The sequence below is a fragment of the Herminiimonas glaciei genome (assembly GCF_042664955.1).
In the GTDB taxonomy this organism is placed as follows: Bacteria; Pseudomonadota; Gammaproteobacteria; order Burkholderiales; family Burkholderiaceae_D; genus Oxalicibacterium; species Oxalicibacterium glaciei.
In genome coordinates this window covers 2,221,990-2,246,069 of record NZ_JBHTBU010000001.1, presented here as the reverse complement: position 1 = coordinate 2,246,069, position 24,080 = coordinate 2,221,990, and the positions used below count along the sequence as shown (strand labels likewise).

General features: G+C 55.0%; 20 protein-coding genes. 10 read left to right on the top strand and 10 right to left on the bottom strand.

The annotated features are described in order from the left end of the window. The first annotated feature begins 60 nt into the window (after positions 1 to 60). The 6 genes from aceE (at position 61) to ACFQPC_RS10090 (ending at position 8,094) form a co-directional block, all read left to right on the top strand. Positions 61 to 2,757: a pyruvate dehydrogenase (acetyl-transferring), homodimeric type gene (aceE, locus tag ACFQPC_RS10115; RefSeq protein WP_382271727.1), complete on the top strand. Its 2,697-nt coding sequence runs from the start codon at positions 61 to 63 to the stop codon at positions 2,755 to 2,757. A 120-nt stretch (positions 2,758 to 2,877) separates the two neighbouring features. Continuing rightward, positions 2,878 to 4,239 (top strand): dihydrolipoyllysine-residue acetyltransferase, encoded by a 1,362-nt coding sequence (gene aceF / locus ACFQPC_RS10110; protein ID WP_382271726.1) that lies wholly within the window; start codon positions 2,878 to 2,880, stop codon positions 4,237 to 4,239. 16 nt (positions 4,240 to 4,255) lie between these two features. Continuing rightward, positions 4,256 to 4,825 (top strand): Ntn hydrolase family protein, encoded by a 570-nt coding sequence (locus ACFQPC_RS10105; protein ID WP_382271725.1) that lies wholly within the window; start codon positions 4,256 to 4,258, stop codon positions 4,823 to 4,825. Positions 4,826 to 4,912: 87 nt separating this feature from the next. Further along, the gene (gene lpdA / locus ACFQPC_RS10100) at positions 4,913 to 6,727 is read left to right on the top strand and encodes a dihydrolipoyl dehydrogenase (protein WP_382271724.1); all 1,815 of its coding nucleotides are present in this window, start codon (positions 4,913 to 4,915) and stop codon (positions 6,725 to 6,727) included. A 107-nt stretch (positions 6,728 to 6,834) separates the two neighbouring features. Further along, a complete protein-coding gene (locus ACFQPC_RS10095) occupies positions 6,835 to 7,401 on the top strand; it encodes a hypothetical protein (RefSeq protein WP_382271723.1) in 567 nt (188 codons plus the stop codon). Positions 7,402 to 7,587: 186 nt separating this feature from the next. Continuing rightward, positions 7,588 to 8,094 carry a hypothetical protein gene (locus ACFQPC_RS10090; protein ID WP_382271722.1) on the top strand — a complete coding sequence of 169 codons (507 nt, stop codon included), beginning with the start codon at positions 7,588 to 7,590 and terminating at the stop codon, positions 8,092 to 8,094. A gap of 72 nt (positions 8,095 to 8,166) precedes the next feature. On the opposite strand, the gene ACFQPC_RS10085 is transcribed toward ACFQPC_RS10090, so the two are convergent. The 4 genes from ACFQPC_RS10085 to ACFQPC_RS10070 form a co-directional block, all read right to left on the bottom strand. Then, positions 8,167 to 8,781 (bottom strand): DUF459 domain-containing protein, encoded by a 615-nt coding sequence (locus ACFQPC_RS10085; protein ID WP_382271721.1) that lies wholly within the window; start codon positions 8,779 to 8,781, stop codon positions 8,167 to 8,169. A 20-nt stretch (positions 8,782 to 8,801) separates the two neighbouring features. Continuing rightward, positions 8,802 to 9,329 (bottom strand): C40 family peptidase, encoded by a 528-nt coding sequence (locus tag ACFQPC_RS10080; RefSeq protein ID WP_382271720.1) that lies wholly within the window; start codon positions 9,327 to 9,329, stop codon positions 8,802 to 8,804. A gap of 8 nt (positions 9,330 to 9,337) precedes the next feature. Further along, complete coding sequence (locus tag ACFQPC_RS10075) at positions 9,338 to 10,540, bottom strand: acetylornithine transaminase (protein ID WP_382271719.1); 1,203 nt, start codon at positions 10,538 to 10,540, stop codon at positions 9,338 to 9,340. 253 nt (positions 10,541 to 10,793) lie between these two features. Continuing rightward, positions 10,794 to 11,822 (bottom strand): CDP-6-deoxy-delta-3,4-glucoseen reductase, encoded by a 1,029-nt coding sequence (locus tag ACFQPC_RS10070; protein ID WP_382271718.1) that lies wholly within the window; start codon positions 11,820 to 11,822, stop codon positions 10,794 to 10,796. Positions 11,823 to 11,834: 12 nt separating this feature from the next. Here ACFQPC_RS10070 and ACFQPC_RS10065 point away from each other — a divergent pair, with 12 nt between their 5' ends. Further along, the gene (locus ACFQPC_RS10065; protein WP_382271717.1) at positions 11,835 to 12,740 is read left to right on the top strand and encodes an SDR family oxidoreductase; all 906 of its coding nucleotides are present in this window, start codon (positions 11,835 to 11,837) and stop codon (positions 12,738 to 12,740) included. 540 nt (positions 12,741 to 13,280) lie between these two features. Beyond that, on the top strand, positions 13,281 to 13,994 hold the full coding sequence (locus tag ACFQPC_RS10060; protein WP_382271902.1) for a TerC family protein: 714 nt from the start codon (positions 13,281 to 13,283) through the stop codon (positions 13,992 to 13,994). Between the two features lie 108 nt (positions 13,995 to 14,102). Here the strand turns inward: ACFQPC_RS10060 and ACFQPC_RS10055 are convergent, their stop codons facing one another. The 5 genes from ACFQPC_RS10055 to ACFQPC_RS10035 all read right to left on the bottom strand — a co-directional run bounded on the left by ACFQPC_RS10055 (position 14,103) and on the right by ACFQPC_RS10035 (position 20,533). Further along, positions 14,103 to 15,170 (bottom strand): porin, encoded by a 1,068-nt coding sequence (locus ACFQPC_RS10055; protein ID WP_382271716.1) that lies wholly within the window; start codon positions 15,168 to 15,170, stop codon positions 14,103 to 14,105. A 113-nt stretch (positions 15,171 to 15,283) separates the two neighbouring features. Beyond that, positions 15,284 to 16,378, bottom strand: a complete 1,095-nt coding sequence (locus ACFQPC_RS10050) for an ABC transporter ATP-binding protein (protein WP_382271715.1) — start codon at positions 16,376 to 16,378, stop codon at positions 15,284 to 15,286. Between the two features lie 13 nt (positions 16,379 to 16,391). Further along, a complete protein-coding gene (locus ACFQPC_RS10045; protein ID WP_382271714.1) occupies positions 16,392 to 18,197 on the bottom strand; it encodes an ABC transporter permease in 1,806 nt (601 codons plus the stop codon). A 137-nt stretch (positions 18,198 to 18,334) separates the two neighbouring features. Beyond that, positions 18,335 to 19,435: an ABC transporter substrate-binding protein gene (locus ACFQPC_RS10040; protein WP_382271713.1), complete on the bottom strand. Its 1,101-nt coding sequence runs from the start codon at positions 19,433 to 19,435 to the stop codon at positions 18,335 to 18,337. 126 nt (positions 19,436 to 19,561) lie between these two features. Beyond that, complete coding sequence (locus tag ACFQPC_RS10035) at positions 19,562 to 20,533, bottom strand: Bug family tripartite tricarboxylate transporter substrate binding protein (RefSeq protein ID WP_382271712.1); 972 nt, start codon at positions 20,531 to 20,533, stop codon at positions 19,562 to 19,564. 290 nt (positions 20,534 to 20,823) lie between these two features. On the opposite strand from ACFQPC_RS10035, the gene ACFQPC_RS10030 reads away from it, so the two are divergent. Both ACFQPC_RS10030 and ACFQPC_RS10025 read left to right on the top strand, forming a co-directional pair. After that, positions 20,824 to 21,507, top strand: a complete 684-nt coding sequence (locus tag ACFQPC_RS10030; protein ID WP_382271711.1) for a response regulator — start codon at positions 20,824 to 20,826, stop codon at positions 21,505 to 21,507. Further along, positions 21,504 to 22,973 carry a sensor histidine kinase N-terminal domain-containing protein gene (locus ACFQPC_RS10025; protein WP_382271710.1) on the top strand — a complete coding sequence of 490 codons (1,470 nt, stop codon included), beginning with the start codon at positions 21,504 to 21,506 and terminating at the stop codon, positions 22,971 to 22,973. Before ACFQPC_RS10030 ends, ACFQPC_RS10025 begins: the two co-directional genes overlap by 4 nt. A gap of 308 nt (positions 22,974 to 23,281) precedes the next feature. On the opposite strand, the gene ACFQPC_RS10020 is transcribed toward ACFQPC_RS10025, so the two are convergent. Further along, entirely contained in the window at positions 23,282 to 24,076 is a 795-nt protein-coding gene (locus ACFQPC_RS10020) for an alpha/beta hydrolase (protein ID WP_382271709.1), read from the bottom strand. Between the last annotated feature and the right edge of the window lie 4 nt (positions 24,077 to 24,080).

Sequence of the window (24,080 nt, the reverse complement as noted above, 5' to 3'; positions counted from 1 at the left end):
TTAAAAATGACGGGTCGTTCTTACAAAGAACGGTACTAAAGACAAATCAGGAGACAAATTATGTCAGCCCAGCTCGACCAGGTATTGGCGCAAGCCGCCAACGATCCCGATGTAATGGAAACGCAAGAGTGGCTGGACGCCCTCGAAGCAGTTATCGAAAACGAGGGCCCTGACCGCGCCCACTACTTGGTGGAGCGATTGATCGATTTGTCCCGCCGCCGTGGCGCGCAAGTACCGTTCTCCAGCAATACCGCATATGTAAACACCATCCCTGCCGACCTCGGCGAAAACTCTCCGGGTAACCTCGAATACGAAGAACGCCTGCGTTCATGGATGCGCTGGAATGCAATGGCGATGGTGGTCAAAGCCAACCGCGTTGATGGCGACCTCGGTGGCCATATCTCCAGCTTCGCGTCGCTCGCGAACATGCTGGGCACCGGCTTCAATCATTTCTGGCACGCACCGACCGAAGACCACGGCGGTGATCTGTTATATATCCAGGGCCACTCGTCGCCTGGCGTTTATGCTCGCGCTTTCCTGGAAGGCCGCTTGAGCGAAGAACAATTGATCAACTTCCGTCGTGAAGTTGATGGCAAAGGCCTGTCTTCTTATCCGCATCCGAAACTGATGCCGGATTTCTGGCAATTCCCTACCGTATCAATGGGCTTGGGCCCATTGATGGCGATCTATCAGGCACGTTTCCTGAAATACCTGCAAGCACGCGATATCGCAAAAACCGATAACCGTAAGGTCTGGGTATTCTGCGGTGATGGCGAGATGGATGAAGTCGAATCGATGGGCGCTATCGGTGTCGCCGGTCGCGAACAACTCGACAACCTGGTCATGGTCGTCAACTGTAACCTGCAACGCCTGGACGGTCCGGTGCGCGGCAACGGCAAGATCATCCAGGAACTGGAAGGCGAATTCCGTGGTGCCGGCTGGAACGTCATCAAAATCATCTGGGGCTCCAACTGGGATCCGCTGCTGGCCAAAGACAAAGAAGGCATCCTGCAGCGCGTGATGATGGAAACGCTGGACGGCGAATACCAGAATTACAAAGCCAAGGATGGCGCTTACGTGCGCAAACACTTCTTCGGCAAGCATCCGAAATTGCTGGAAATGGTTTCGCGCATGTCGGACGACGACATCTGGCACCTGCTGCGCGGCGGTCACGATCCACACAAGGTTTACGCCGGCTTCAAGCAAGCGCAAGAACATAAAGGCCAACCGACGGTCCTGCTGGTCAAAACCGTCAAAGGTTATGGCATGGGCAAATCGGGTGAGGCGCGTAACACTGCGCATCAAACCAAAAAGCTGGATGACGAAGCAGTGCGCGAAATGCGCGATCGTTTCAACCTGCCTATCGCTGACGAACATCTGGCCGACATTCCATTCTTCAAACCGGCTGACGATGCACCGGAGATGAAGTACCTGCACGAACGTCGTGCGGCGCTGGGCGGTTACCTGCCACAACGTCGTCAACAGGCGGACGAAAAGTTGCCAGTACCTGAACTGGCTGCATTCAAGGCAGTGCTGGATGCTACCGCCGAAGGTCGTGAAATTTCGACCACGCAAGCCTATGTACGGATTATTTCGATCCTGCTGCGCGATGCGAACCTGGGTCAACGCCTGGTACCTATCCTGGTGGATGAATCCCGTACCTTCGGTATGGAAGGTTTGTTCCGTCAAATCGGTATTTACAACCGTGAAGGCCAGTTGTACGAACCGGTCGATAAAGACCAGGTCAGCTTCTACCGTGAAGATAAAGCCGGCCAGATCCTGCAGGAAGGTATTAACGAAGCAGGTGCGATGGCGTCGTGGATCGCTGCGGCGACCTCGTACTCGACCAATAACCGCATCATGGTGCCGTTCTACACCTTCTACTCGATGTTCGGCCTGCAACGTATCGGCGACCTGGCATGGGCAGCGGGCGATATGCGCGCACGTGGCTTCCTGCTCGGCGGTACCGCTGGCCGTACCACATTGAACGGCGAAGGCTTGCAACACGAAGACGGTCACAGCCACATCCTGGCGTCGACCATCCCGAACTGTATTCCTTACGATCCAACCTTCGCGCATGAAGTCGCAGTCATCATGCACGATGGCTTGAAGCGCATGATCGAAAACCAGGAAGATGTGTTCTATTACATCACCCTGATGAATGAAAACTACGCGCAGCCAGGCCTGAAGCCAGGCCAGGAAGCAAACATCCTCAAAGGTTTGTACCTGTTGCAGGAAGGCGCGAAAAAAGCGAAGAACCGCGTACAGCTGATGGGCTCCGGCACCATCCTGCGCGAAGTGATCGCTGCCGCCGATTTGCTGAAAGACGACTGGGGTGTTACTGCTGACGTCTGGTCCGCACCATCGTTCACACTGCTGGCACGCGATGGCCAGGATGTAGAGCGCTGGAACATGTTGCACCCGACCGACAAGCCACGTCAGGCGCACATCACATCGTCGCTGCAAGACACCGCAGGTCCTATCGTGGTTGCAACCGATTACATGCGTACCTTTGCAGAACAAGTACGTGCTTTCGTACCGAAAGATCGTACCTATAAAGTGCTGGGCACCGATGGCTTCGGTCGTTCGGACAGCCGCGCGAAACTGCGTGAGTTCTTCGAGGTCAACCGCTATTTCGTGACGATTGCGGCACTCAAGGCCTTGGCGGATGAAGGTGCGATTGCCACTTCCGTAGTTGCAGAAGCGATTGCGAAGTACGGTATCAATCCGGAAAAAATCAATCCGGTAACGCTGTAATCTACATACAAAAATCCTTCCTCATCAGTGAGGCGACGGGGATGCAGATGGCGCGCAGAAAATACTGTCAACCACTTGCTTCCCCGCTGTCGTGATGGTGGATACGCACGGAGATAAAAGATGAGCATGATCGAAGTCAAAGTCCCGGATATCGGCGACTTCAAGGAAGTCGAAGTCATTGAGCTGCTGGTCAAGGCGGGCGATACAATCAAGGTCGATCAGTCCCTGATCACGGTTGAATCCGACAAAGCCAGCATGGAAATCCCATCCAGCCACGCTGGTGTGGTCAAAGAAGTGAAAGTCAAACTCGGTGACAAGATTGCGGAAGGCGCGCTGGTCTTGTTGCTGGAAGAATCGGGTGCTGCAGCTGCTCCGGCACCTGCAGCAGAACCAGCGAAAGCTGAAGCACCTGCTGCACCTGCTCCGGTAGCTGCTCCTGCACCGGCCCCGGTTGCTGCAGCACCTGCGCCAGAACCTGTCGCGGCTCCGGCTGCTCCGGCACCAGCGCCAGCTGCACCAGTCGCTGCTGCACCTGCCAGCGCTGCCAACAGCAAGGCACACGCATCACCGTCGATACGCAAGTTCGCGCGCGAACTCGGTGTCGACCTCGGTAAGGTTGCCGGTTCCGGTCCTAAAGGGCGCATCACGCAGGAAGATGTACAGAATTATGTGAAGGGCGTCATTGCCGCCGGTCCGGTTGCGGCTGCCGCTGCGGCACCGGTGAAATCGGGTGGCGGTGCAGGCCTGGACCTGTTGCCATGGCCATCGCTGGACTTCAGCAAGTTTGGTACCACGACCTTGCAACCACTGTCGCGCATCAAGAAAATCAGCGGTCCGAATTTGCATCGCAACTGGGTCATGATCCCGCACGTTACGCAATACGACGAAGCGGATGTCACCGAGCTGGAAGAATTGCGTAAATCGACCAACACGGCATTGGCTAAATCCGGCGTCAAACTGACGATGCTGGCATTTGTTATCAAGGCTTGCGTTGCCGCACTGAAGAAATATCCTGAGTTCAACTCTTCGCTCGATGCAAACGGTGAAAACCTGATCCTCAAGCAGTACTACAACATCGGCTTCGCTGCTGATACCCCGCAAGGCCTGGTGGTTCCTGTCGTTAAGGGCGTCGATCAAAAAACGGTTACGCAGATTGCACAGGAAATGGGCGATCTGTCGGCACAGGCGCGCGAAGGCAAACTGAAACCTGCGGACATGCAGGGTGCAACCTTCACGATCTCGTCGCTGGGCGGCATCGGTGGTACTTACTTCACACCATTGATCAATGCGCCGGAAGTGGCGATCATCGGTTTGTCGAAAACCTCGATGAAACCGGTATGGGATGGCAAGCAATTCGTGCCACGCCTGATCATGCCTTTGTCGCTGTCCTACGATCACCGCGTGATCGATGGCGCACAAGGTGCACGCTTCGTGACTTACCTCAGCGAAGTGTTGTCCGACTTGCGCAAGTCCCTGCTGTAATCAGCCGAGTGCCTGCATGACTACCTGCGTCGTCGTCAAAAAGAACCGCGAAATCGCCATTGCCTGCGATTCGCTGGTGACTTTTGGCGACACGCGTTTGTCGCATGCGTACGAAGAGAACAACAAGATGTTTCAGATCGGCCAGTCTTACGTCACGCTGGCAGGTACCGCAGCACATTTCCCGGTCATGCGTAAATTGCTGACGGGGATGGGCGAGGACTGCAAGCTGAACAGCCGCGATGAAGTATTCGATACGTTCACGAAGGCGCACCAGATCCTCAAGGATCAATACTTCCTCAACACCAAGGAAGAGGAAGACGATCCTTACGAGTCATCGCAGATCGCGACGCTGGTAGCAAATCCTTACGGTATCTTCGGTATTTATTCGTATCGTGAAGTATTCAGTTTTGATCGTTTCTGGGGCATAGGCAGTGGCCGCAATTTTGCATTGGGTGCGATGTATGCAGCGTATGAAGGTGCAGCCAGCGCACGCGAAATCGCGGAAATCGGCGTACATGCAGGAGCCGAGTTCGATAAGAGTACGGCAGGACCGTTTCAAATCCTCAGTTTTCCCATGCAGGGATAGTGTGTAATTCAAGGTCACTAAAAAATATCAATCCGGGACGCGCTGCGCGGAGCAGGGCGGCAGGATAAAAAATACGGAGCTAAAGCGATGAGCATGATTGAAGTGAAAGTCCCCGATATCGGCGATTTCAAGGAAGTTGAAATTATTGAGTTGCTGGTCAAAGTGGGCGATACGATCAAAATCGATCAATCGCTGATTACGGTCGAGTCCGACAAGGCCAGCATGGAAATCCCATCCAGCCACGCCGGCGTCATCAAGGAATTGAAAATCAAGTTGGGCGACAAGGTTGCTGAAGGTTCCTTGCTGCTGGTACTGGAAGCGGCCGACAGTGCGCCTGCTCCAGTCGCTGCGGCAACCCCGGCACCAGCTCCCGCAGCTGCTGCACCGGCGCCTGTGGCCGCTCCTGCCGCTGCACCTGCACCAGCTCCTGCAGCACCAGCTGCTGCGGTACCAAGTGCGGCCAGCTTCAGTGGCAGTGCGGATATCGAATGCGACATGATGGTCCTCGGTGCAGGCCCTGGCGGTTACTCCGCTGCCTTCCGTGCCGCTGACCTCGGCATGTCCACTGTCCTGATTGAACGTTATTCGACACTCGGCGGTGTCTGCCTCAACGTCGGCTGCATCCCATCCAAAGCCCTGCTGCACGTAGCGGCAGTGATCGATGAAACAGCATCGATGGCGGCACATGGCGTGACCTTCGGCAAACCGCAAATCGATATCGACAAACTGCGTGGCTACAAGGAACAAGTCATCGGCAAGATGACCACTGGCCTGGCCGGCATGGCGAAAGCGCGCAAGGTTAATGTGGTGCAAGGCGTAGGCCAGTTCGTCGGTCCCAACCATATCGAAGTGACTGCAGCTGACGGCGGCAAAAAAACCATCCAGTTCAAACAGGCGATCATCGCGGCCGGTTCCTCGGTCGTGAACCTGCCGTTTGTGCCGCAGGATCCGCGTATCGTTGATTCGACCGGCGCGCTCGAATTGCGCAGTGTGCCCAAGCGCATGCTGGTCATCGGCGGCGGCATCATCGGCCTCGAAATGGCGACGGTTTATTCGACGCTGGGCGCACGTATAGACGTGGTCGAAATGATGGATGGCCTGATGCAGGGCGCAGACCGTGACATGGTCAAGGTCTGGCAGAAATTCAACGAAAAGCGCTTCGACAAAATCATGTTGAAGACAAAAACCGTAGCGGTCGAAGCATTGAAAGAAGGCATCAAGGTTTCTTTCGAGGCAGCCGAAGCGGGTGCGACTGCACCGGAACCGCAAGTCTATGACATGGTGCTGGTAGCAGTAGGCCGCAGCCCGAATGGCAAGAAAATTGCTGCCGACAAGGCGGGCGTTGCTGTTACTGATCGTGGCTTCATCGAAGTCGATGCGCAAATGCGTACCAATGTGCCGCACATCTTCGCGATTGGCGACCTGGTCGGTCAACCTATGCTGGCGCACAAGGCAGTGCACGAAGCACACGTGGCGGCTGAAGCAGCTGCCGGTGAAAAAGCCTACTTCGACGCGCGCGTCATTCCTTCGGTTGCTTACACTGATCCGGAAGTGGCATGGGTCGGTATCACCGAAGATGAAGCCAAGGCCAAAGGCATCAAACTCGAAAAAGGCCACTTCCCTTGGGCCGCATCGGGTCGTGCCGTGGCGAATGGTCGTGACGAAGGCTTCACCAAGTTGCTGTTCGATGCCGAAACCCATCGCATCGTCGGCGGTGGCATCGTTGGTACCCATGCCGGTGACATGATCGGTGAAATCGCGCTGGCAATTGAGATGGGCGCAGATGCGGTTGATATCGGCAAAACCATCCATCCTCATCCGACCCTGGGTGAGTCGATCGGTATGGCGGCGGAAGTATTTGAAGGGGTTTGTACCGATTTGCCGCCGGCACGCAAGAAGTAAGCAAGCGATATTCAGGTGCAAAAAAAAGCGACGCAATGCGTCGCTTTTTTATATACACAGTTGTGAAATTAGATCTGCATAGCAAGATGAATACATCAGGAGGATTTTTGAACGTCACAAGTGAACAAAACAATGCAGCCGGACAGATAGTCGAACTGTTGGCAACGCGGATAGGTCAAAATCGCGCGATACATCCGGAAACCGTCATCGCGGTAGTTGCGCGCCTGTCCGGCAGTTTTCTTTTGCGTTCGTTTAACTTCGAGCTGGATAAGTTAGAGCCGGGAGCGATCGTGTTGTCGGCAGAAGCCAATGAAAGAACGCCTGACTTGCTGGCGCTGCTGTCCACTGCACTGACAAGCCGGGGAATACCATTGGATACGCAAAAGCTGGGCGGGGACAAGTCCTTGCGTGGCGAAGAGCCTAACTTGTCCTTCGAGGCGTCCATTACTTCGTTGCAGGATGGCATGCTGCTCATCGCGCAAGAAAATAATCTGGATTTTGAACAGGCCGCACAAGCGGCGACATTGGCGACTGCATTTATCGTTGCTGAATGTAGCAGGACGATAGGAGCTGAAACGGCATTGAATGTCGCCGTCTACGGTTTGATTGAGGGATCGAAAACGGTTCCGCCTTCTTTTGCGCCTGTCCAGGATGTGAAAAAAGAGATGTCCTGAACCTGGCGGGGGGTTTTGTTTAGGGCGATACAAAAGGCGAGCTATCAGCTCGCCTTTTTAATTGTTAAATATGGCTTCCAACAAGCAGTTTCCCATATCCATGGCTTGTTTAATGATAGATTTCAGCATACATTGCTTGGCCTTCATCTTGAGTGGAGGAATATAAAAAAATAATCAGGGAGTTATATGAAAACAATGATCGCCATCATGGCGGCAATGGCAGGTCTTTCCGGTTGCGCCTCTATAACCGGGGATACGGCGCAGCATGTTCGGGTTGAAACCGTTAACCAGGATGGTGCTGTCGTGGCGGGGGCAAAGTGCACGATGCAAAATAATTTTGGCACAACTTCCGGAGATTCCGGCACGCAAATTTTGACCCGCAGGTCTTCCGAGAATTTGCATGTCGAATGTAAGAAAGACGGCTATCCGGACGCGCAAGCAGCGGCCATTTCACGTGCTAACGGCGGGATGTGGGGGAACATTATTTTTGGTGGCGGGATAGGGGCAGTCATCGACCACAATAAGGGAACTGCTTATACTTATCCCGAATGGATTAGATTGGTCTTTGGAAAAGTGCTGACATTTGATCGCTTTGACGATAAGACCGGGCAGCCTTCTTTAGCGAAAGAAGTGCCTGATGGGAAACAGGAATCCTCAGACATAGCAAGCGCGCAGCAAGGCCAAAGCAACTGAGTAAAAAAAAGGCGGCGCAATGCGTCGCTTTTTTCTTATTGCTACGTTTCGGTTCAACAATCAGTCAGATGATTATTTAAACCACCACCCCGGCCATTCCCGTACCAAGTCAGCCAAACGGTCATAGCCAAACTTTCCCGGATGCGCAAAATCATTGGCAATCGCTTCCTTCAGCCAATGCTCGTCCTTGCGCAGCACTTCATATACAGACAGGTAGGGCACATTTAATCCGACGGCAATGTCAGCAAACTGCTTGTCCAGTTGTGCAACGCGGCGATTGTGTGGCGCGTCCGGCATCGGTGGTGGTCCTACCATCAGTGTCTTGTAGCGCGCCGCAGCAGAGCGCAGGATACGTTCGCAATTGGCCAGGCTTTCTTCTTCCGGTACGCGCAAACTGCCTTCAAAGATCGAACTATCGTTGACGCCAAAGGAAAACACGACGAGTTGTTCGCAATCCGTCGGCAAGCGCGCTGCGCACTCCTGTTCCCAGCGTGCTGCAATGTCACGGCTGGTATCGCGGCGTATGCCGAGGTTGTAATGGGTGATGTTGGTGCCGCGTGCTACGGCATCCTGTGTGATGCGTCCGGCCCAGCCGAGGCAGAGTGGATCGCTGGTGCCCTGGACGAAGGAGTCGCCGACAAAGCAGATGCGATGATCGGTTTTGGCTTTGGGATGGTAATCGCTCACGATGGGTGGCCCCAAAAGGTTCAGTCGAAGTAAGTACGTGCCATTTCAAATCTTGGCGCGAAGTAGACATTGTCCATACGCTCTATACGTACTTTGCCTTTGCTGGATGGCGCGTGGATGAAACGGCCATCACCGATATAGACGCCGACATGTGAAAACGGGCGGTTCATGGTGTTGAAGAACACGAGGTCGCCGGGGCGCAGGGTGCGTGGATCAATTTCCTTACCGCGGCGTGCGATGTCCGCCGCGCTACCGCTGACATTCATGTTCAAGGCCTGGCGATAGATATAGGACACCATGCCGCTGCAATCGAGCCCTGCTTCCGGGTTCTTGCCACCGAACTGGTAACCGGTATCTATCATGCCCATCGCATACAGCGCGATTTCATTGCCTTTTTCACTGACCGGCTGCGGTTCGTACAGGATGGCACGCGCGGCCGGTCGTTTTACAGGTGTCGAGGTGCCGCAGGCAGCGAGCAGCGATGCCGCCAGCAGCGCGAGCACCAGCCCGCGCATACCGGAGATCGTGAGGCTTATGCCGGATAGCATCATTGTGCTTAGCGCTTGAGTTCGCTCAAGACGCCGGACAACATCTCTATCATCTGGTCCAGCTCTTCATAGGTGACGTTGAGTGCAGGCATGAAGCGCAGCAGGTCGGGGCGCGGCGAGTTCAGCAAGAGACCGACCGGTTCCAGGTCGCGTGCCTTTTCCACGATTTGCGGACCGATGTCCGAGCCCAGCTTCAATGCACGCAACAAACCGTCGCCGCGTTCGCCGGCCAGGCCGTGTTTCTCTGTCAGCTTCAGCAATGCAGCGCTGAGGTAAGCACCTTTGTCCTTGACCGATTGCAGGAAGCCGGGTGCCAGCAGTGCCTGTGCTACCGCATTGCCGACAGCTGTCATCAATGGGTTGCCGTTGTAAGTGCCGCCCTGGTCGCCGGGTTCAAAGCAGGCGACTTCTTCGCGGCACAGCATGGCTGCCAGTGGTACGCCGCCGCCTATGCCTTTGCCCAGCGTCATGATGTCCGGCGTGACGCCGGATAATTGATAGCCGAACAATTCGCCGGTACGACCCATGCCGGTTTGTACTTCATCGACGATCAGCAACACGCCGCGTTCCTTGGTCAGGGCGCGCAGTGCTTGCATGAATTCGCGCGTCGCCGGGATGACGCCACCTTCGCCTTGCACCGGTTCCAGCATCACGGCGATGGTTTTGTCAGTGATGAGTTGCTTGACGCTATCGATGTCGTTCAAGGTCGCTTTGAAGAAGCCCGGTACCTGTGGCGCGTAGATAGTATCCCAGCCGGCTTTGCCGCTGGCTGACATGGTGGCCAGGGTACGACCGTGGAAGCTGTGGTCGAAGGTAATGATTTCGTAGCGGTTTTCACCGGCTGCGTTCTTATTCAGTTTGCCCCATTTGCGCGCCAGTTTGACGGCGCTTTCGTTGGCTTCCGCGCCGCTGTTGGCGAAGAAAACGCGATCGAAGCAGGAGTTCGCCGTCAGCAGTGCTGCCAAGGCGATCGACGGTTCGTTGTAGAAGGCCGGCGACGGATTGATCAGTTTTTTCGCCTGGGTGCTCAGCGCATCCTGTATGCATAGTGGCGAATGGCCGAGGCAGTTGACGGCCCAGCCTTGCAGGTAGTCGAGGTAGCGTTTGCCTTTGTGGTCAGTCAGCCACATGCCGTCGCCTTCGGTAAAAACCAGTTCAGGACGGTTGGTGATGTAGAGCAGTGAATTGACGGGGTACTGGCTGAATTCCATTTCGGCTACTCCTGAGTGCAAATAAGTGAAAAATATTCGGGACTAAAATTACTGGGAATGACTAAAAAAAAAGCCACAGGATTTGCCTGTGGCTGAGTGATCGGCTTACGCTTACACGCACGGCATCCAAGGCTGGGGCAGCTGGTTACGGCGTCGCAAGAGTTTGGCGGTCATATTCATGTGAAGAATATTATGACGTTTTGCGCAGTGCGTCAAAACGTTTTTCGCCTTACCCCGCTTACATATTAAACAATCAACCCTGCGCCAGATCTGCTTCCGACGTGAAGGCGTCGGCATAGAACTCTTCACGCGGCAATTGGCACAGTGCGCTGAATTCGGCTTGCGCCGCTTCCACCATCACCGGCGTGCCGCAGGCATATACCTGGTAGGCCGACATATCGGGCAGGTCTTCCATCACGGCCTTGTGTACGAAGCCGCTGCGGCCTTGCCATTGGTCGTCGGCGGTTGCATGCGAGATGACCGGGACGTAGTTGAAGTGCGGAATCTCGCGTGCCCACTGTTCGCACAATGCGTGCATATACAAATCCTTGGGGCGGCGACCACCCCAGTACAGTGTCATCGGGCGTTGACTCTTGTCATGCAGCGCCTGCTCGACGATGGCCTTGATAGGCGCAAAGCCGGTGCCGGATGCCAGCAGGACCATCGGCTTCTTCGAATCTTCACGCAGGAAGAAGCTGCCTTGCGGACCTTCGAAGCGCAGGATGTCGCGTTCCTTCAAGGTCGTAAAGACATGATCGGTAAACAAACCGCCCGGCATGTGGCGGATGTGCAGCGTCAGGTGTTCATCCGAATGCGGTGCATTGCCGAGGCTATAGCTGCGGCGCTTGCCGTCTTTCAGCAGGAATTCGATATATTGGCCGGCACGGTATTGCAGGCGTTCGCTGGCCGGCAGCTGCAAGGCGATCAGCATGACGTCATCACCGAGCTTTTCGACTTTGGCGACACGTACCGGTAATTTCTTGACAGGGAATTCGCCTATGCCCAGTACTTCACGTGCTTCGATCACGACATCGCCGTTCGGACGCGCGCAGCAAAACAATGAAAAGCCGATTTCTTCATCGGCGGCGGACAAGGCACGTGCCTGGTGTGGGCCGTGTGTCACGGAGCCGGACAGGACCAGGCCCTTGCAACTGCTGCAGGCGCCGTTTTTACAGCCGTATGGCAGGCCGACACCGGCGCGGAGCGCCGCATTCAATATGGTTTCGTCGGCGTCACAGCTAAATTGCCGTCCGCTGGGCTTAACAGTTACTTGGAACGTCATACAATCTCGATCATGAATATAAATACTGCAAACAAACACTTCGGCAAACCGCGCCTGCTGATACTCGGATGTGGCGACGTGGGCATGCGTTTGCTGCCGCTGTTGCGCGACCGTTTTCGCATTTTTGCCGTCACTACGCAGGTATCCAGGCAGGAAGAGTTGCGTGCCGCCGGCGCCATTCCCATCATTGCCAGCCTTGATGAGCCGGCTACGCTGGCCCGTTTGGCAAGATTGGCGCCAAGCATCATCCATCTGGCGCCGCCGCAGTCGGACGGCAGTGTGGATAAGCGCACGCGTAATCTGACCGCCATTTTACCCGACCACGCGACTCTGGTTTATGTCAGCACTTCCGGTGTATATGGCGATTGCGGTGGCGAGTGGATAACGGAGACCCGTGCCGTCAATCCGCGCAACCTGCGCGCCCGGCGCCGGGTCGATGCGGAGCAGGTGTTGCGCAAGTGGGCGCGTCGCGCCAAGGGACGCCTGGGCATCTTGCGCGTACCGGGGATTTACGCCGATGACAGGTTGCCGCTGGAGCGCCTGCAGAAAGGCTTGCCGGCTTTGCTGGAGGCGGAAGATGTGTATACCAACCATATCCACGCCGATGACCTGGCGCGGATTATTGCGCTGGCCTTGTTCCGTGCACAATCCGGCCGCGTGTATCACGCGGTCGACGATACCGACCTGAAGATGGGCGCTTACTTCGATGCGGTAGCTGATGCGCTGGGCTTGCCACGTCCGCCACGCTTGCCGCGTGCGGAGCTGGAGCGTGAAGTGTCGCCGATGATGTTGTCTTTCATGTCGGAGTCGCGTCGCTTGTCCAATCAGCGCATCAAGGCTGAGCTTGGCGTCAGCTTGCGCTACCCCAGGGTGGCTGATGCGCTGGCCGGGCTCAAGGACAGGGCCGGACAAAAATAAGACATTGTGAAGATAGTGTTAATAAAAAAATGGCGTTTTACGCCATTTTTTATGTTTTTTGCTGCATCCTTACCCATCCCGGTATTTTCTGTTTTTTCAAAATGCCCGAATCGGGTGCTTTTACCGCTGATTTCAATGTTTCCCTCTGAAAAATCACTGTTTTGGCGCAAATAAATTGCCAAAATGCACGCTTTAAGTTCAGTTTTTATATTCTTAAGAATTTAATTGTTCGGTTTTTTCGTATATAAATCATGCGAAATTCGATTTCCAAGAATGTTAGGATTCCGTTAAAGTCTGCCCATCTGCTAAATGCAGCGATCAATACAGGGATTTAAGGGAGATGGCCGATGTAGAAGCACCGGCGCCGATTGCCAGCTAAGGGATTGGCTTTAACGATAAAAAATTGCCGTAACGAGATCCGCACTCGACACCCCTGGGGCTGATACATCGTTCGTCACTAACCAACTATCTGAGACTAATATGGAATTTTTACAAGTATTTACGACGCCGGAAGCATGGATCGCACTGGCAACGCTGGCGATGCTGGAAATCGTGCTCGGCGTCGACAACATCATTTTCATTTCGGTCCTGGTTGATCGCCTGCCGGCGCATCAACAACAAAAAGGCCGCATCATCGGTCTGGGTCTGGCGATGGGTACACGTATCCTCTTGCTGCTGAGCCTGTCGTGGATGATGGGTCTGGTCGAACCGATCTTTAGTGCGTTTGGTCAGGGCTTCTCCGGACGCGATCTGATTCTGTTCTTCGGTGGTCTGTTCCTCTTGTACAAGGCTTCGTCCGAGATCAAGGAGTTGATGGGCACGCACGAAGAAGAGGAATCGAAAGCTACTGGTAAGAAAGCCAGCTTCGCGATGACCCTGGCGCAGATCGCCGTGATCGACATCGTGTTCTCGCTGGATTCGGTGATTACCGCGGTCGGTATGGTGAAAGAAGTCGAGATCATGATTGTTGCTATCGTGATCGCAGTCGGTGTGATGATGTTCTCGGCAAAAGCAATTGGCGAATTCGTCAATGAGTACCCAAGTATCAAGATGCTGGCACTCTGCTTCCTGGTCATCGTCGGTGCCGTACTGGTGGCTGAGAGCTTCGAGCTGCATATCCCGAAAGGCTACATCTACGGTGCGATGGCATTCTCGCTGGTGGTGGAACTGTTCAACATCCGTATGCGTCGCAATCATCACCTGGCAGCATGCGATGCTCCTGAGTCGGTACAGTCACACGGCGTCACAGCTTAATGAAGTAAAGTGATGCAGCACTCAGGTGCTGCATCACTGTTCAGATGGCTGAAATGAAAAAGGAACCCTGTCCGGGTTCCTTTTTTTATGGCCGAAAAAAGTATTCGGTCAGAAGCGATGCTGGATACCGCCGATCACACCTGTCTGGTTATTACCAAAAGCGGTGTCGTCACGCGACAAGCCGACCAGTTGCTGGTTCTTGGCCTTCGCGTATGCCGCACTCAAATACAAATCCGTGCGTTTCGATAACGCGTATTTTGCGCGCAATGAAAGCATGTAAGGATCTGCATCGGTATTCGCGGCGACATTTTTGATGTCCTGGTAGGACAGCAATGCGATCAGGCTCAGTGCCGGCGTGGCTTTAAATGTCACGCCGCCCCAGTAGAAATCGCTACGGAGTTCCGGCGCATTATTGGCCAGGGTCTTTTTGTAATTGCGATAACCGAGGTCGACCGCCCAGGTGCTGTTGAATTGATAGTCACCGGCCAAATGGATGATGGTGGTTTTATCGTACACACCGACACCGTTTGCCGTACCGTTTGCGCGCTGTACTGTCGTGGCCAGGCGTAACGGGCCTTTCTCGTAACCTGCACCGAGGTCGAGTTTGGCGCTGTCGCTGGTGCTGCCTGCGACTTCACCAAAGCTATAGGTGGCCCCCAGTTTGAAGTCGCCGAATTTGCCTTCGTACTTGAGGATATTGCCCAGGTTGGTCACCATGCCATCCTTGCGGCCACCGGTTGCGCCAGCCGAGGTAATCCATGAGTAGGCGGCTGAATAGCCCATCGGGTCGAACGGCAAAATAAAATCATAAGTGGTAGTGAAAGAGCGACCGGCGACCAGGCGTCCCCATTTCCCTTCCAGGCCGACGTTGGCTTGCCGTTTAAAAAACTCGGGATCATCCTGCTCGCCGGTATCTGTCTTGAAACCGCTTTCCAACTGGAAGACCGCTTTCAGGCCGCCACCCAGATCTTCGGTACCGCGGAAGCCGATGCGTGAGGTGTTCATGGCACCGGAACTCAGGCGCGCCAGGCCGTCCTTGTTGGCATTGGCGTTAGTGAGGTATTCGACACCGGCATCCACCCGACCATAAATGGTCACGTTGGATTGCGCATAAGTATTCGATGCGAGGCCGCCGAATCCGGCAAGTATTGCTGCTGCAAGGTATTTCTTCTTCATGTTTGATGTCCCCATTTATTTAATATTTTTGTTGGTTGTGCGATACAAAGCGCTGCACAAAGGCTATTGCGTACGACTGGTTTATCCTCCTTTCTGTTTGCCGGAACCGGTGCTTAGTGCGCCTGGTAGGCCCATAGCGCGTCTTGCGGGAACTGCAGCCAGTACTGACCGGGCGCCAGGCGCTGCTTGGCGTAGGCACGCAATACCGTGCCGTAGGTGCCGTTCTCGGTCGTATCGCGAAACACACATTCCCAGCGATCACCCAAATACATGCAGGTCGAGAGTGGCAAGCGGATGGCGTTGTTGACGGCTGTATCGGAAATATTGATTTGCTCGACGCGGATGATGGCGGTGGCGTCGTTGTTGGTGCCGGGCTGTCCACGTAGCGTGGCTTGCACGTTGCCGCCGGCAATTTGCAATAAGGCGCGCTCACCTTCGCGTTGCAATATCCGGGCTGACAGGCGGTTGTTGCTGCCCATGAATTCCGCCGTGAACAGGGTGTCCGGCGTTTCATACATGCTTTGCGGGGAGCCTTGCTGTTCAATCTTGCCGTTATTAAGCAAGAGGATGCGATCCGAGATTGCCATTGCTTCGGACTGGTCGTGCGTCACCATCAGCGCCGATAAACCGAGGCGCACGATGAGTTCACGCAGGAAGGCACGCGCTTCCTCGCGCAGTTTTGCATCCAGGTTCGACAGTGGTTCATCCAGCAGGATGACCGGCGGGTTATAAACCAGTGCACGGGCGATGGCCACACGTTGCTGCTGGCCGCCGGAGAGTTGATGTGGAAAGCGATCGCCGAGATGACCGAGGCCAAGCTGGTTCAGGACTGCCTTGACGCGTTCGTCGATCTCGCTGCTATTCATCTTGCGCAGCTTTAAACCATAACCAACGTTATCGAAAACAGTCTTGTGCGGCCACAAGGCATAGGATTGGAAGACCAGTCCGAGATTGCGTTCTTCAGCCGGTATCTCGAGTTTGCGATTGCCGTCGAACATGGTTCGATCGCCTATCTTTATTTCGCCCGATTTGGGTGATTCCAAACCTGCTACCGCACGCAACAAGGTGGTCTTGCCACTGCCGGACGGGCCGAGCAAGGCGACCACTTCGCCACGCTGCAGATCCATCGACACGCCTTTGAGGATCTGGTTGGCATTGGCGCCGCTGCCATAGTCGAGATGCAAGTCATTAACACTTAATTCGCTCATGATGATTTCCTGATTAGTCGTGCAACTTGACGCCGAAGCGCAGTGCGATGCCGAGGCCGATTGCCACCAGCGTGATGTTGATAAAGGAGAGGGTGGCGACCAGATCGACCGAGCCGGAAGCCCAGAGCGAAACGATCAGTGCGCCGATGACTTCGGTACCTGGCGACAGCAGGTAAACGCCGGTGGAATATTCCCGTTCGAAAATCAGGAACACCATCAGCCATGCGCCCAGTACGCCGTAACGCACCAAGGGCAAGGTGACGTCGCGCGTCACTTGCGAGCGGCGCGCGCCGACCGCACGCGCGGCTTCCTCCAGTTCCGGCCCGACTTGCAGCAAGGCGGTGGTAATCAGGCGCAAACCATATGCCAGCCACACCACCGAATACGCTAGCCATACCGAAAAAATGGTGGAGCGCAATTCACGTAGTAAAGGGATCAGGTGATCGACCAGCCAGACCGCGATGAAATTGTCATAGCCCTTCAACAGGTTATCGAGGAAGGACGGCACGAACAGGAAGACCCACAGGAAGGACAGGCCGGCCAGCAAGCCCGGTACCGCACGTGGAATCAATACGCTGTAATCGAGGAAGCGGGTAATGCCATCCGATTTGCGATGCATGGCCAGCGCGATACCGCAATAACAGACCACTGCCAGTGCGCCGCCAATGACGCCGATCAGGATGGTATTGACGATGCCGCGTACCAGCGATGGCTGTTCCCAGATATCGCGGAAATGCTGGAAGGTGAGTGCCTCGAATAGCGACACACCATAGCCCCAGTGTGAAACGAAGGCGCGCAAGGCGATACCGGATAAAGGAATCACGATAGTGAAAATCAGCCATGCCGCGATCAGGCTGAAAGCCAGCCATTTCCATTTCCCCAGCGGCAGTGCTTTTTGGCGCGCACCTTTGCCTTTGATCGATACATATTTATTGGCCGAACGTAGCAACCAGCGCTGCAGCATGACCAGCGGCAGTGTCACTGCTACCAAGCAGACGGCGACGGCTGCCATTAAATGATAGGACGGTGTGCCCAGCTTGTTGGTGAGTTTGTACAAATAGGTAGGCAAGACCAGATGGCCTTCCGGATCACCCAATACCAGTACCAGTCCGAACACTTCGAAGCCCAGGAAGAACACCAGTACGCCGGCATAGGCCAGCGCCGGCATGATCATCGGCAGGGAGACATTCAGCGCCACCTGCAGCGGCGAAGCACCGGCCACGCGCGCGGCTTCTTCCACATCGGCACCCAGGCTCTTGAGCGCAGCGGATGCGTACAGATAGACGTGCGGTACATGGGTCAGGCCGGCGATGATGACGATGCTGGGGAAGGCATACACATTCCATGGCGTCGCCTCGATCCCGACCAGGCGCAGCATGTCTTGCATCCATACGGTGTAAAAGCCGACCGGTCCCATCGACACCACATAGCCAAAGGCAATCACCATCGGTGATACAAAAATAGGTACCAGCAAGAGCGGGGCAATCCAGTTGCGACCGGGCAGGTCGGTGCGCACCATCAGGAAAGCCAGCATGCTGCCGAGCGGCACGGCAATCAATGCCAGGCCGCTGGCCAGCAATGCTCCGTTCACGAAGGCCTGGCGGAAATCAGGATCATCGAAGATGAAACGATATGGTTCCAGGCTCAATGTTTTGATCGGTGCAAAAAATGGTGCAGATAAAAAGCTTTGATAAAAAATCAGTGTCAGTGGCAGGAAAATCACAATCGCCGCCAGCGTAACGACCACTCCGCGTGGCCAGTTCAGGCGTGCCAGCCACGAACGGCCGGGTAGCGCTTGGGGTGCAGTAATAGAAGTCATAAAAAAATACCTTGAGAAATACTTTGCATAAGCCAGCTGGAAGCACGGGCGGACCAGGCCTCGGGTGTTACATCCGTCGCGATACATGCAGGCATGGCGGAACGCATCTCGCATCCGGCCATGCCGCTACAGCGCGTTTACTTTTTGCCTGCGGCTTCTTTCCATTGCTTCAGGAAAGCTAGGCGTTTGCCCTGGTCCAGGTATTGCAACAAGGCCGGTGTTAATGCGATTGGTTTGAGTGCGCCGCCCAGTTGGGTGGTCAGGCTGGCCAGGGTGGAGGTACCGCTGACATCGGAGCGCAGTGAGTACAGCTGCGATTCATTGGCGATGATGGTCTGGCCGCGTTTGGACAGCAGGTAATCGATCCACAGCTTGGAGGCGTTCATGTTCCTGGCGGATTTATTGATGAACACCACGCGTGACAAGACCAGGTTGTAATCCTTGGTGAAGACCACGCCTATCGATGGATCCTTGGCTGCGCGCGATTGTGCATAGGAGCCGATGACGTTGTAGCCGATCAGGTTTTCGCCGGAAGAAATGCGTTCCAGCATGGTACCGGTCGATGATTGCACGCGCATGGCGACATCACCGAAGGCTTTGGCGAGGTCCCAAAATTGCGGATTGACTTGCGTGTCTTCGGTAATGAAGAGGAAGCCGACGCCTGATTTCTCTATGTCGTAGCTGGTGACTTTGTTGCGGAATTTATCAGTCTTGGTGTTGAGCAGTTTGAGCAGGTCGGCATGAGTGGCAGGGACTTCATCGGCATTGACCAGGCGCTTGTTATAGACGATGGCCAATGGTTCGAAGGTGGTGCCGTAAGCACTATCCTTGTAGTTGGCCCATGCGGGGATGGCTGCTGTTTCCTGTGATTTATAAGTTGCGCCATAACCTTCGCTGACCAGTTTGAATTGCAGGTCCATCGCAGACGACCACAGCACGTCGGCGGTCGCGCCACCGGCCGCGGCTTCTGAAATAAAGCGGTTATAGACTTCGGTCGAATTCATGTCATTGAATTCGATTTTGATACTCGGATACATGGTGCCGAAATCCTTCAGCAGGGGCTCGACCGCCTTGGAGTCGGTGGCACTGTAAATCACCAGCTTGCCTTCCTTTTTCGCCGCTTCGACGATCTTCGCGTAGTCGGGCGAGTAACCGGGTGGAACCTGTGCCGATGCCTGCAATGTGAAGCTCAATGAAAATGCTGCCAGTGCGATTGCGATAGGTTTTTTAATCAACATTTGCTTCGTCTCCTAGTGGTTTTAGTTATTCAGCAAGGCGCAGGGAACCCCGGACAAGTCCTAGTGGATTTGTCGCTGTATGCGCTTCACGGAATGTTTTTGCCGAGTGATTCGGCGGTGCCAGACTTACCTGATTAAGCCAAGTTGGTCAGATTGCTTACGGTAGTTTTCTACGGTTTTGTGGATGTATTTGTTTAGTTGTTCACCGGTCAAAGCCATGGGAAATAAACCATTGGCAACACGTAATCGATCGAACTCCGGCGTCGCCATCATTTGATCGAAGGTATGTACCCAGCGCTTATACGCTTCGTCGCTGACCTGCGGCCCCATATAGAAGCCGCGGATGATGGGCCAACTGACATCCACGCCTTGTTCTATCGCAGTGGGAACATGTGCCAATGCGCCGGGCAGGCGTTTTTCGGCCAGCACGGCGAGTACGCGGATTTCACCGTCAAAGGTGTGCAGCGTGGCTTCGGAGGCATCGCCGGAGATGATTTGGACATGGCCGGCGCGCAAGGCGGTGAACGCATCACCGCCACCTTCCAGTGCGACAAAGCGCAGGGTTTTCGGGTCGATTTTGCTTTGCTTGGCCAGCAGTGAAACCTTGAGCCAGTCCTGGCTACCCACGGTGCCTGCCGTGCCTATCGTGAGTTTGGCCGGATTTTGCCTGAGTGCGTCTATCAATTCACGCAGGGTTTTGTATGGCGAGTCGTTACGGACTGCAATCATGCCGTAGTCCACCCCGATAGCGGCAACCCAACGGACATCATCGACATCCGCACGGCCGTATTTCCCCTGTGCCAGGTTCATCAGGGAACCGCCGGAGAAGGCCACCAGCGTATTGGCTTCTGAGCGTCGCTGCGTGACGATGGAGTTCCAGGCAACCGCGCCTATCCCGCCGGGTAAATAGCGGATCTTGACCTCCAGGTCTTTGTCGACAGATGTTTGCTGTGCCTGCAAGCCTTGTTGTAAAAGCTTGCAGGTCACGGACATGCCGCCACCTGGTTTGGCCGGTGCAATGCATTGCACCGGCGCTGCGTGAGCGCTGAATGTGATGCATGCACCAAGTGCACATATCAATGCGATTCGGGAAGTCATTGTCTCCTGCCCATCCTCTATATAGCCATTCGATCTTTTTCGAACGACTTTGTTTTAGTTATTTGTTCAGCCTGCATAAATTTCTTTACAGAAAATCCGGGCGGGCTGATTATGCATCCGGCAAGAGCGAGCGAGCCGGTTAATGCGACGAACGATATAAATCATATCCCTCGTTTTTTTTCATCATAACGGCTCGAATCTTTCATTTTCCTTTCATCGGGATTTTGCTATCGACGATTTTCTGTGTGAGTATTGGCGGCTGAGATTGCTTTACCTTTAGGTATAAAACCATGCGCATTTTACTGATTGAAGATCATGTTGAGTTATCGCGTTGGCTGACGAAGGCGCTGCAAGACGCGCATTGGTCGGTTGAGTGCGCAATGAACGGTGCCGACGCAGACAGTTTGCTGCATACCCAGCAGTATGCGCTGGTAATACTCGATTTGACGCTGCCTAAAATGGATGGCCTGGAAGTATTGAAGCGCCTGCGTGCGCGTGGCAGTAAAACGCCGGTATTGATCCTGACGGCACGCGGCGGTTTGCAGGACCGGGTACAGGGCTTGAATCTCGGCGCGGACGATTATCTGGCCAAGCCCTTCGAACTGGTCGAACTCGAGGCGCGTGTGAAGGCTTTGCTGCGGCGCGCGCAAGGTGGTGAAGCACCTGTTTACAGCTGTGGCGCGTTGCGTTTCGACACGGTGTCGCGGATGTTCAGTTACTGCGACGCAGCATTGGCCCTGACGCCGCGTGAACATGCCGTGCTGGAAGTCTTGATCAGCCGCGCCGGGCGGGCGGTATCCAAGGAAAAATTATTCGATGAAGTGTTTGCGCTCGTCGACGACGCCAATCCCGATGCGATAGAAATTTATATCCATAGATTACGCAAAAAACTACAGCACGAAAGTGATGAGGCAGTCGCCATCACAACCTTGCGCGGCCTCGGCTACTTGCTGGAAGTGGCCGCCAAAAAATGATTGCCGGCACAACGGACAAGCCAGTTAAATCCTTCGGCAGTTTGCGCGGGCAGTTACTGCGCTGGCTGCTGGTCCCGCTATTGCTGGTGGTGGTGCTGGACGCTTTCTCGGTATACCGCAATGCGCTGGATGTCGCGGACCTGGCGTATGACCGTGCCTTGCTGGCTTCGACGCGGGCGCTGGCAGAGCGGGTATCGGTAGTGAATGGCAAGGTGGTGGCGGACGTGCCGTATGTGGCGCTGGATAGTTTTGAAACAGATACGCTGGGACGGATTTATTACAAGGTAACCGGCACGCATGGCGAGTTTGTTTCCGGCTATGAAGATTTACCCAGCTTGCCGCCGAATGTGCCCCGTTCGGAAATCTATCCGGCGCTGGTGCATTTTTATCATGCGACTTACCAGGGGCAGCCTGTGCGTATCGCAGCCCTGTACCAGCCGGTCTACGACGACTCGATGCGCGGTATCGCACTGATCCAGGTTGCGGAAACCATGGATGCGCGTAGCGACCTGACGCGACAAATCCTCTTCAGCACCTTATGGCGCCAGGGCTTGCTGGTGATGGTGGCGGCCTTGCTGGTGTGGTTTGCGGTGCGGCTGGTGTTACGTCCGCTGATGCAACTGAAGGCGGAAGTTGAAGCGCGTTCGCCCAGCGACCTGGCAGACTTCAATCCGGAGCGTGTGCACAAGGAAGTGCGTCCGCTGGTGACTGCAATGAATGGCTATATGGGATTGTTGCAGACCATGATCACCGGGCAACGCCGCTTTATCGCAGACGCTTCACACCAATTGCGTACACCACTGACTGTGCTGAAGACGCAGGCGGAACTGGCGTTGCGGCAATTAGAGAGGGATCCGCACGATGCATCCGCCCTGAAAGAAATGCGCGAGATCATAGAAAGTATTGCGGATACGACCGAATCCACCGCGCACCTGGCGAATCGCCTGTTGACACTGGCGCGTGCCGAGCATGGTGTGAAGGAAAGCGAGATGGGAGCGGTTTCACTGACGCATATAACGCGTCAGGTCGGCCTGGAACATGCGCCTGCGGCCGTCAGGAAACAAATTGATTTGTCGTTTGATGCGCCGGAAGAGGTGACGATCAAAGGCCATAATCTGCTGTTGCACGAATTGATCAGCAACTTGCTGGACAATGCGATTCATTACACGCCACCAAATGGCAGGGTCATTCTGCATGTGCGGCGCGACGCAGCCTTGCAACGCGCGATAGTGGAAGTGGAAGATAGCGGTATCGGAATACCCGAAGAAGAAAGGGAGCAGGTTTTTTCCGCCTTTTATCGCTCTCCGTTGGCGCAGCAGCAAAACCTCGGTGGTGCCGGACTGGGCCTTGCGATCGTCCGGGATATAGTTTTGTCCCATGGCGGGGATATCACACTATCGGATGCCGATCCGGGCAATGTCGCCGCCCGTGGCTTGAAGATCACGATCAGTTTCCCTTTGTTATGAGGGACGAGGGCCGGCAAGCGCAGTAGTGCCGGCCTGAATTGAAATCAGCACGACGATGCGTGCTGATGCAGGTAAACCTTAAGACATCTGAAAAATTACTGGCGCTTCGCTGCTTCCTTCTTCAGCTTCTTCGCTTCCTTTTTTTCTTTCATCGTCTTTGCCGGTTCTTTCTTTACGGCTTTCTTACTGTCCTGACTTTTGCTCATGATGCTCTCCGTGAGTAATGTATTGCAATGGATCAAGCAGCGCTTTACCGCCCATGCCTCACTATAGCAATGAATCTGCGTGTAGCCGGACTATTTGCGGTTTCAATTAGCCAGCATCCAGGTGGACATCTTGCCGACCACCTCATTGTCCAGTCCGTTGTATCCATGATGCGCGGCAGAGTTGCAGGCATTGCCTATGTTTTCACCACCGGTGAACGATAACAGTTGTTTGCGCGGGGCGTCCGTCAGCTTATTCATCAATTTGGGAATCAGGGTGTAAGGACAGAGGTGGCAACCATCCTGTTCGTGATGCACGATGAGGACCGGTATCTTCAGTTTTTCCACAGGCATCGAAAGCACCGAAGCGCCTTCCCTGTCATCGACCAGGATGCTGGAACTGAGTGCGATACCATCCGGGCCATCAGGCGGCGCGAGTTGGGTCGCGACATAGGCGGCGGATTGCGTGCCACGACTGGTGCCGACCAGCCATACCGGGGCTTTGGTCTGGCTGCGGATCCAGGCGATTACGGCCTTGATATCCGTTACATGTTCCGGCGTTTCCCGCGAGCCGCGCAGGAAAGGCGGCGACAGGCGGTCCGATGGTGCATCGGGCACGACGACCAGGAAGCCCTGGTCTGCGAATAGCTGCCGTGTGCGTACCAGGAAATTATCCTTGCCCCAATGGATATTGCCATCCGGTGATATTTGCAAGCCGCCATGCCCGCCTGCCAGCAAAATGACTGCGGCCTTGGGTTGGGCCGGTGCCAGTACCAGCATGCGCTGGATGACGCCGGGGCGGCTGGTGAGGTCGATTACTTTCGGAGCGCTTTGTGCATGCGTGAATGGCATGCAGCAGGCGAGGATTAAACCTAGGCCGGTTTTCATCAAGTTGTTCATATGT

Bases quoted from the DNA above. Each gene is read 5' to 3' on its own strand.
- ACFQPC_RS10055 (WP_382271716.1), bottom strand. From the start codon at position 15,170: ATGAAGAAGAAATACCTTGCAGCAGCAATACTTGCCGGATTCGGCGGC.
- ACFQPC_RS10070 (WP_382271718.1), bottom strand. From the start codon at position 11,822: ATGACGTTCCAAGTAACTGTTAAGCCCAGCGGACGGCAATTTAGCTGT.
- ACFQPC_RS10045 (WP_382271714.1), bottom strand. From the start codon at position 18,197: ATGACTTCTATTACTGCACCCCAAGCGCTACCCGGCCGTTCGTGGCTG.
- ACFQPC_RS10035 (WP_382271712.1), bottom strand. From the start codon at position 20,533: ATGACTTCCCGAATCGCATTGATATGTGCACTTGGTGCATGCATCACA.
- ACFQPC_RS10075 (WP_382271719.1), bottom strand. From the start codon at position 10,540: ATGGAATTCAGCCAGTACCCCGTCAATTCACTGCTCTACATCACCAAC.
- lpdA (WP_382271724.1), top strand. From the start codon at position 4,913: ATGAGCATGATTGAAGTGAAAGTCCCCGATATCGGCGATTTCAAGGAA.
- aceE (WP_382271727.1), top strand. From the start codon at position 61: ATGTCAGCCCAGCTCGACCAGGTATTGGCGCAAGCCGCCAACGATCCC.
- ACFQPC_RS10060 (WP_382271902.1), top strand. From the start codon at position 13,281: ATGCTGGAAATCGTGCTCGGCGTCGACAACATCATTTTCATTTCGGTC.
- aceF (WP_382271726.1), top strand. From the start codon at position 2,878: ATGAGCATGATCGAAGTCAAAGTCCCGGATATCGGCGACTTCAAGGAA.
- ACFQPC_RS10030 (WP_382271711.1), top strand. From the start codon at position 20,824: ATGCGCATTTTACTGATTGAAGATCATGTTGAGTTATCGCGTTGGCTG.
- ACFQPC_RS10065 (WP_382271717.1), top strand. From the start codon at position 11,835: ATGAATATAAATACTGCAAACAAACACTTCGGCAAACCGCGCCTGCTG.
- ACFQPC_RS10020 (WP_382271709.1), bottom strand. From the start codon at position 24,076: ATGAACAACTTGATGAAAACCGGCCTAGGTTTAATCCTCGCCTGCTGC.
- ACFQPC_RS10105 (WP_382271725.1), top strand. From the start codon at position 4,256: ATGACTACCTGCGTCGTCGTCAAAAAGAACCGCGAAATCGCCATTGCC.
- ACFQPC_RS10040 (WP_382271713.1), bottom strand. From the start codon at position 19,435: ATGTTGATTAAAAAACCTATCGCAATCGCACTGGCAGCATTTTCATTG.
- ACFQPC_RS10050 (WP_382271715.1), bottom strand. From the start codon at position 16,378: ATGAGCGAATTAAGTGTTAATGACTTGCATCTCGACTATGGCAGCGGC.
- ACFQPC_RS10080 (WP_382271720.1), bottom strand. From the start codon at position 9,329: ATGCTATCCGGCATAAGCCTCACGATCTCCGGTATGCGCGGGCTGGTG.
- ACFQPC_RS10090 (WP_382271722.1), top strand. From the start codon at position 7,588: ATGAAAACAATGATCGCCATCATGGCGGCAATGGCAGGTCTTTCCGGT.
- ACFQPC_RS10025 (WP_382271710.1), top strand. From the start codon at position 21,504: ATGATTGCCGGCACAACGGACAAGCCAGTTAAATCCTTCGGCAGTTTG.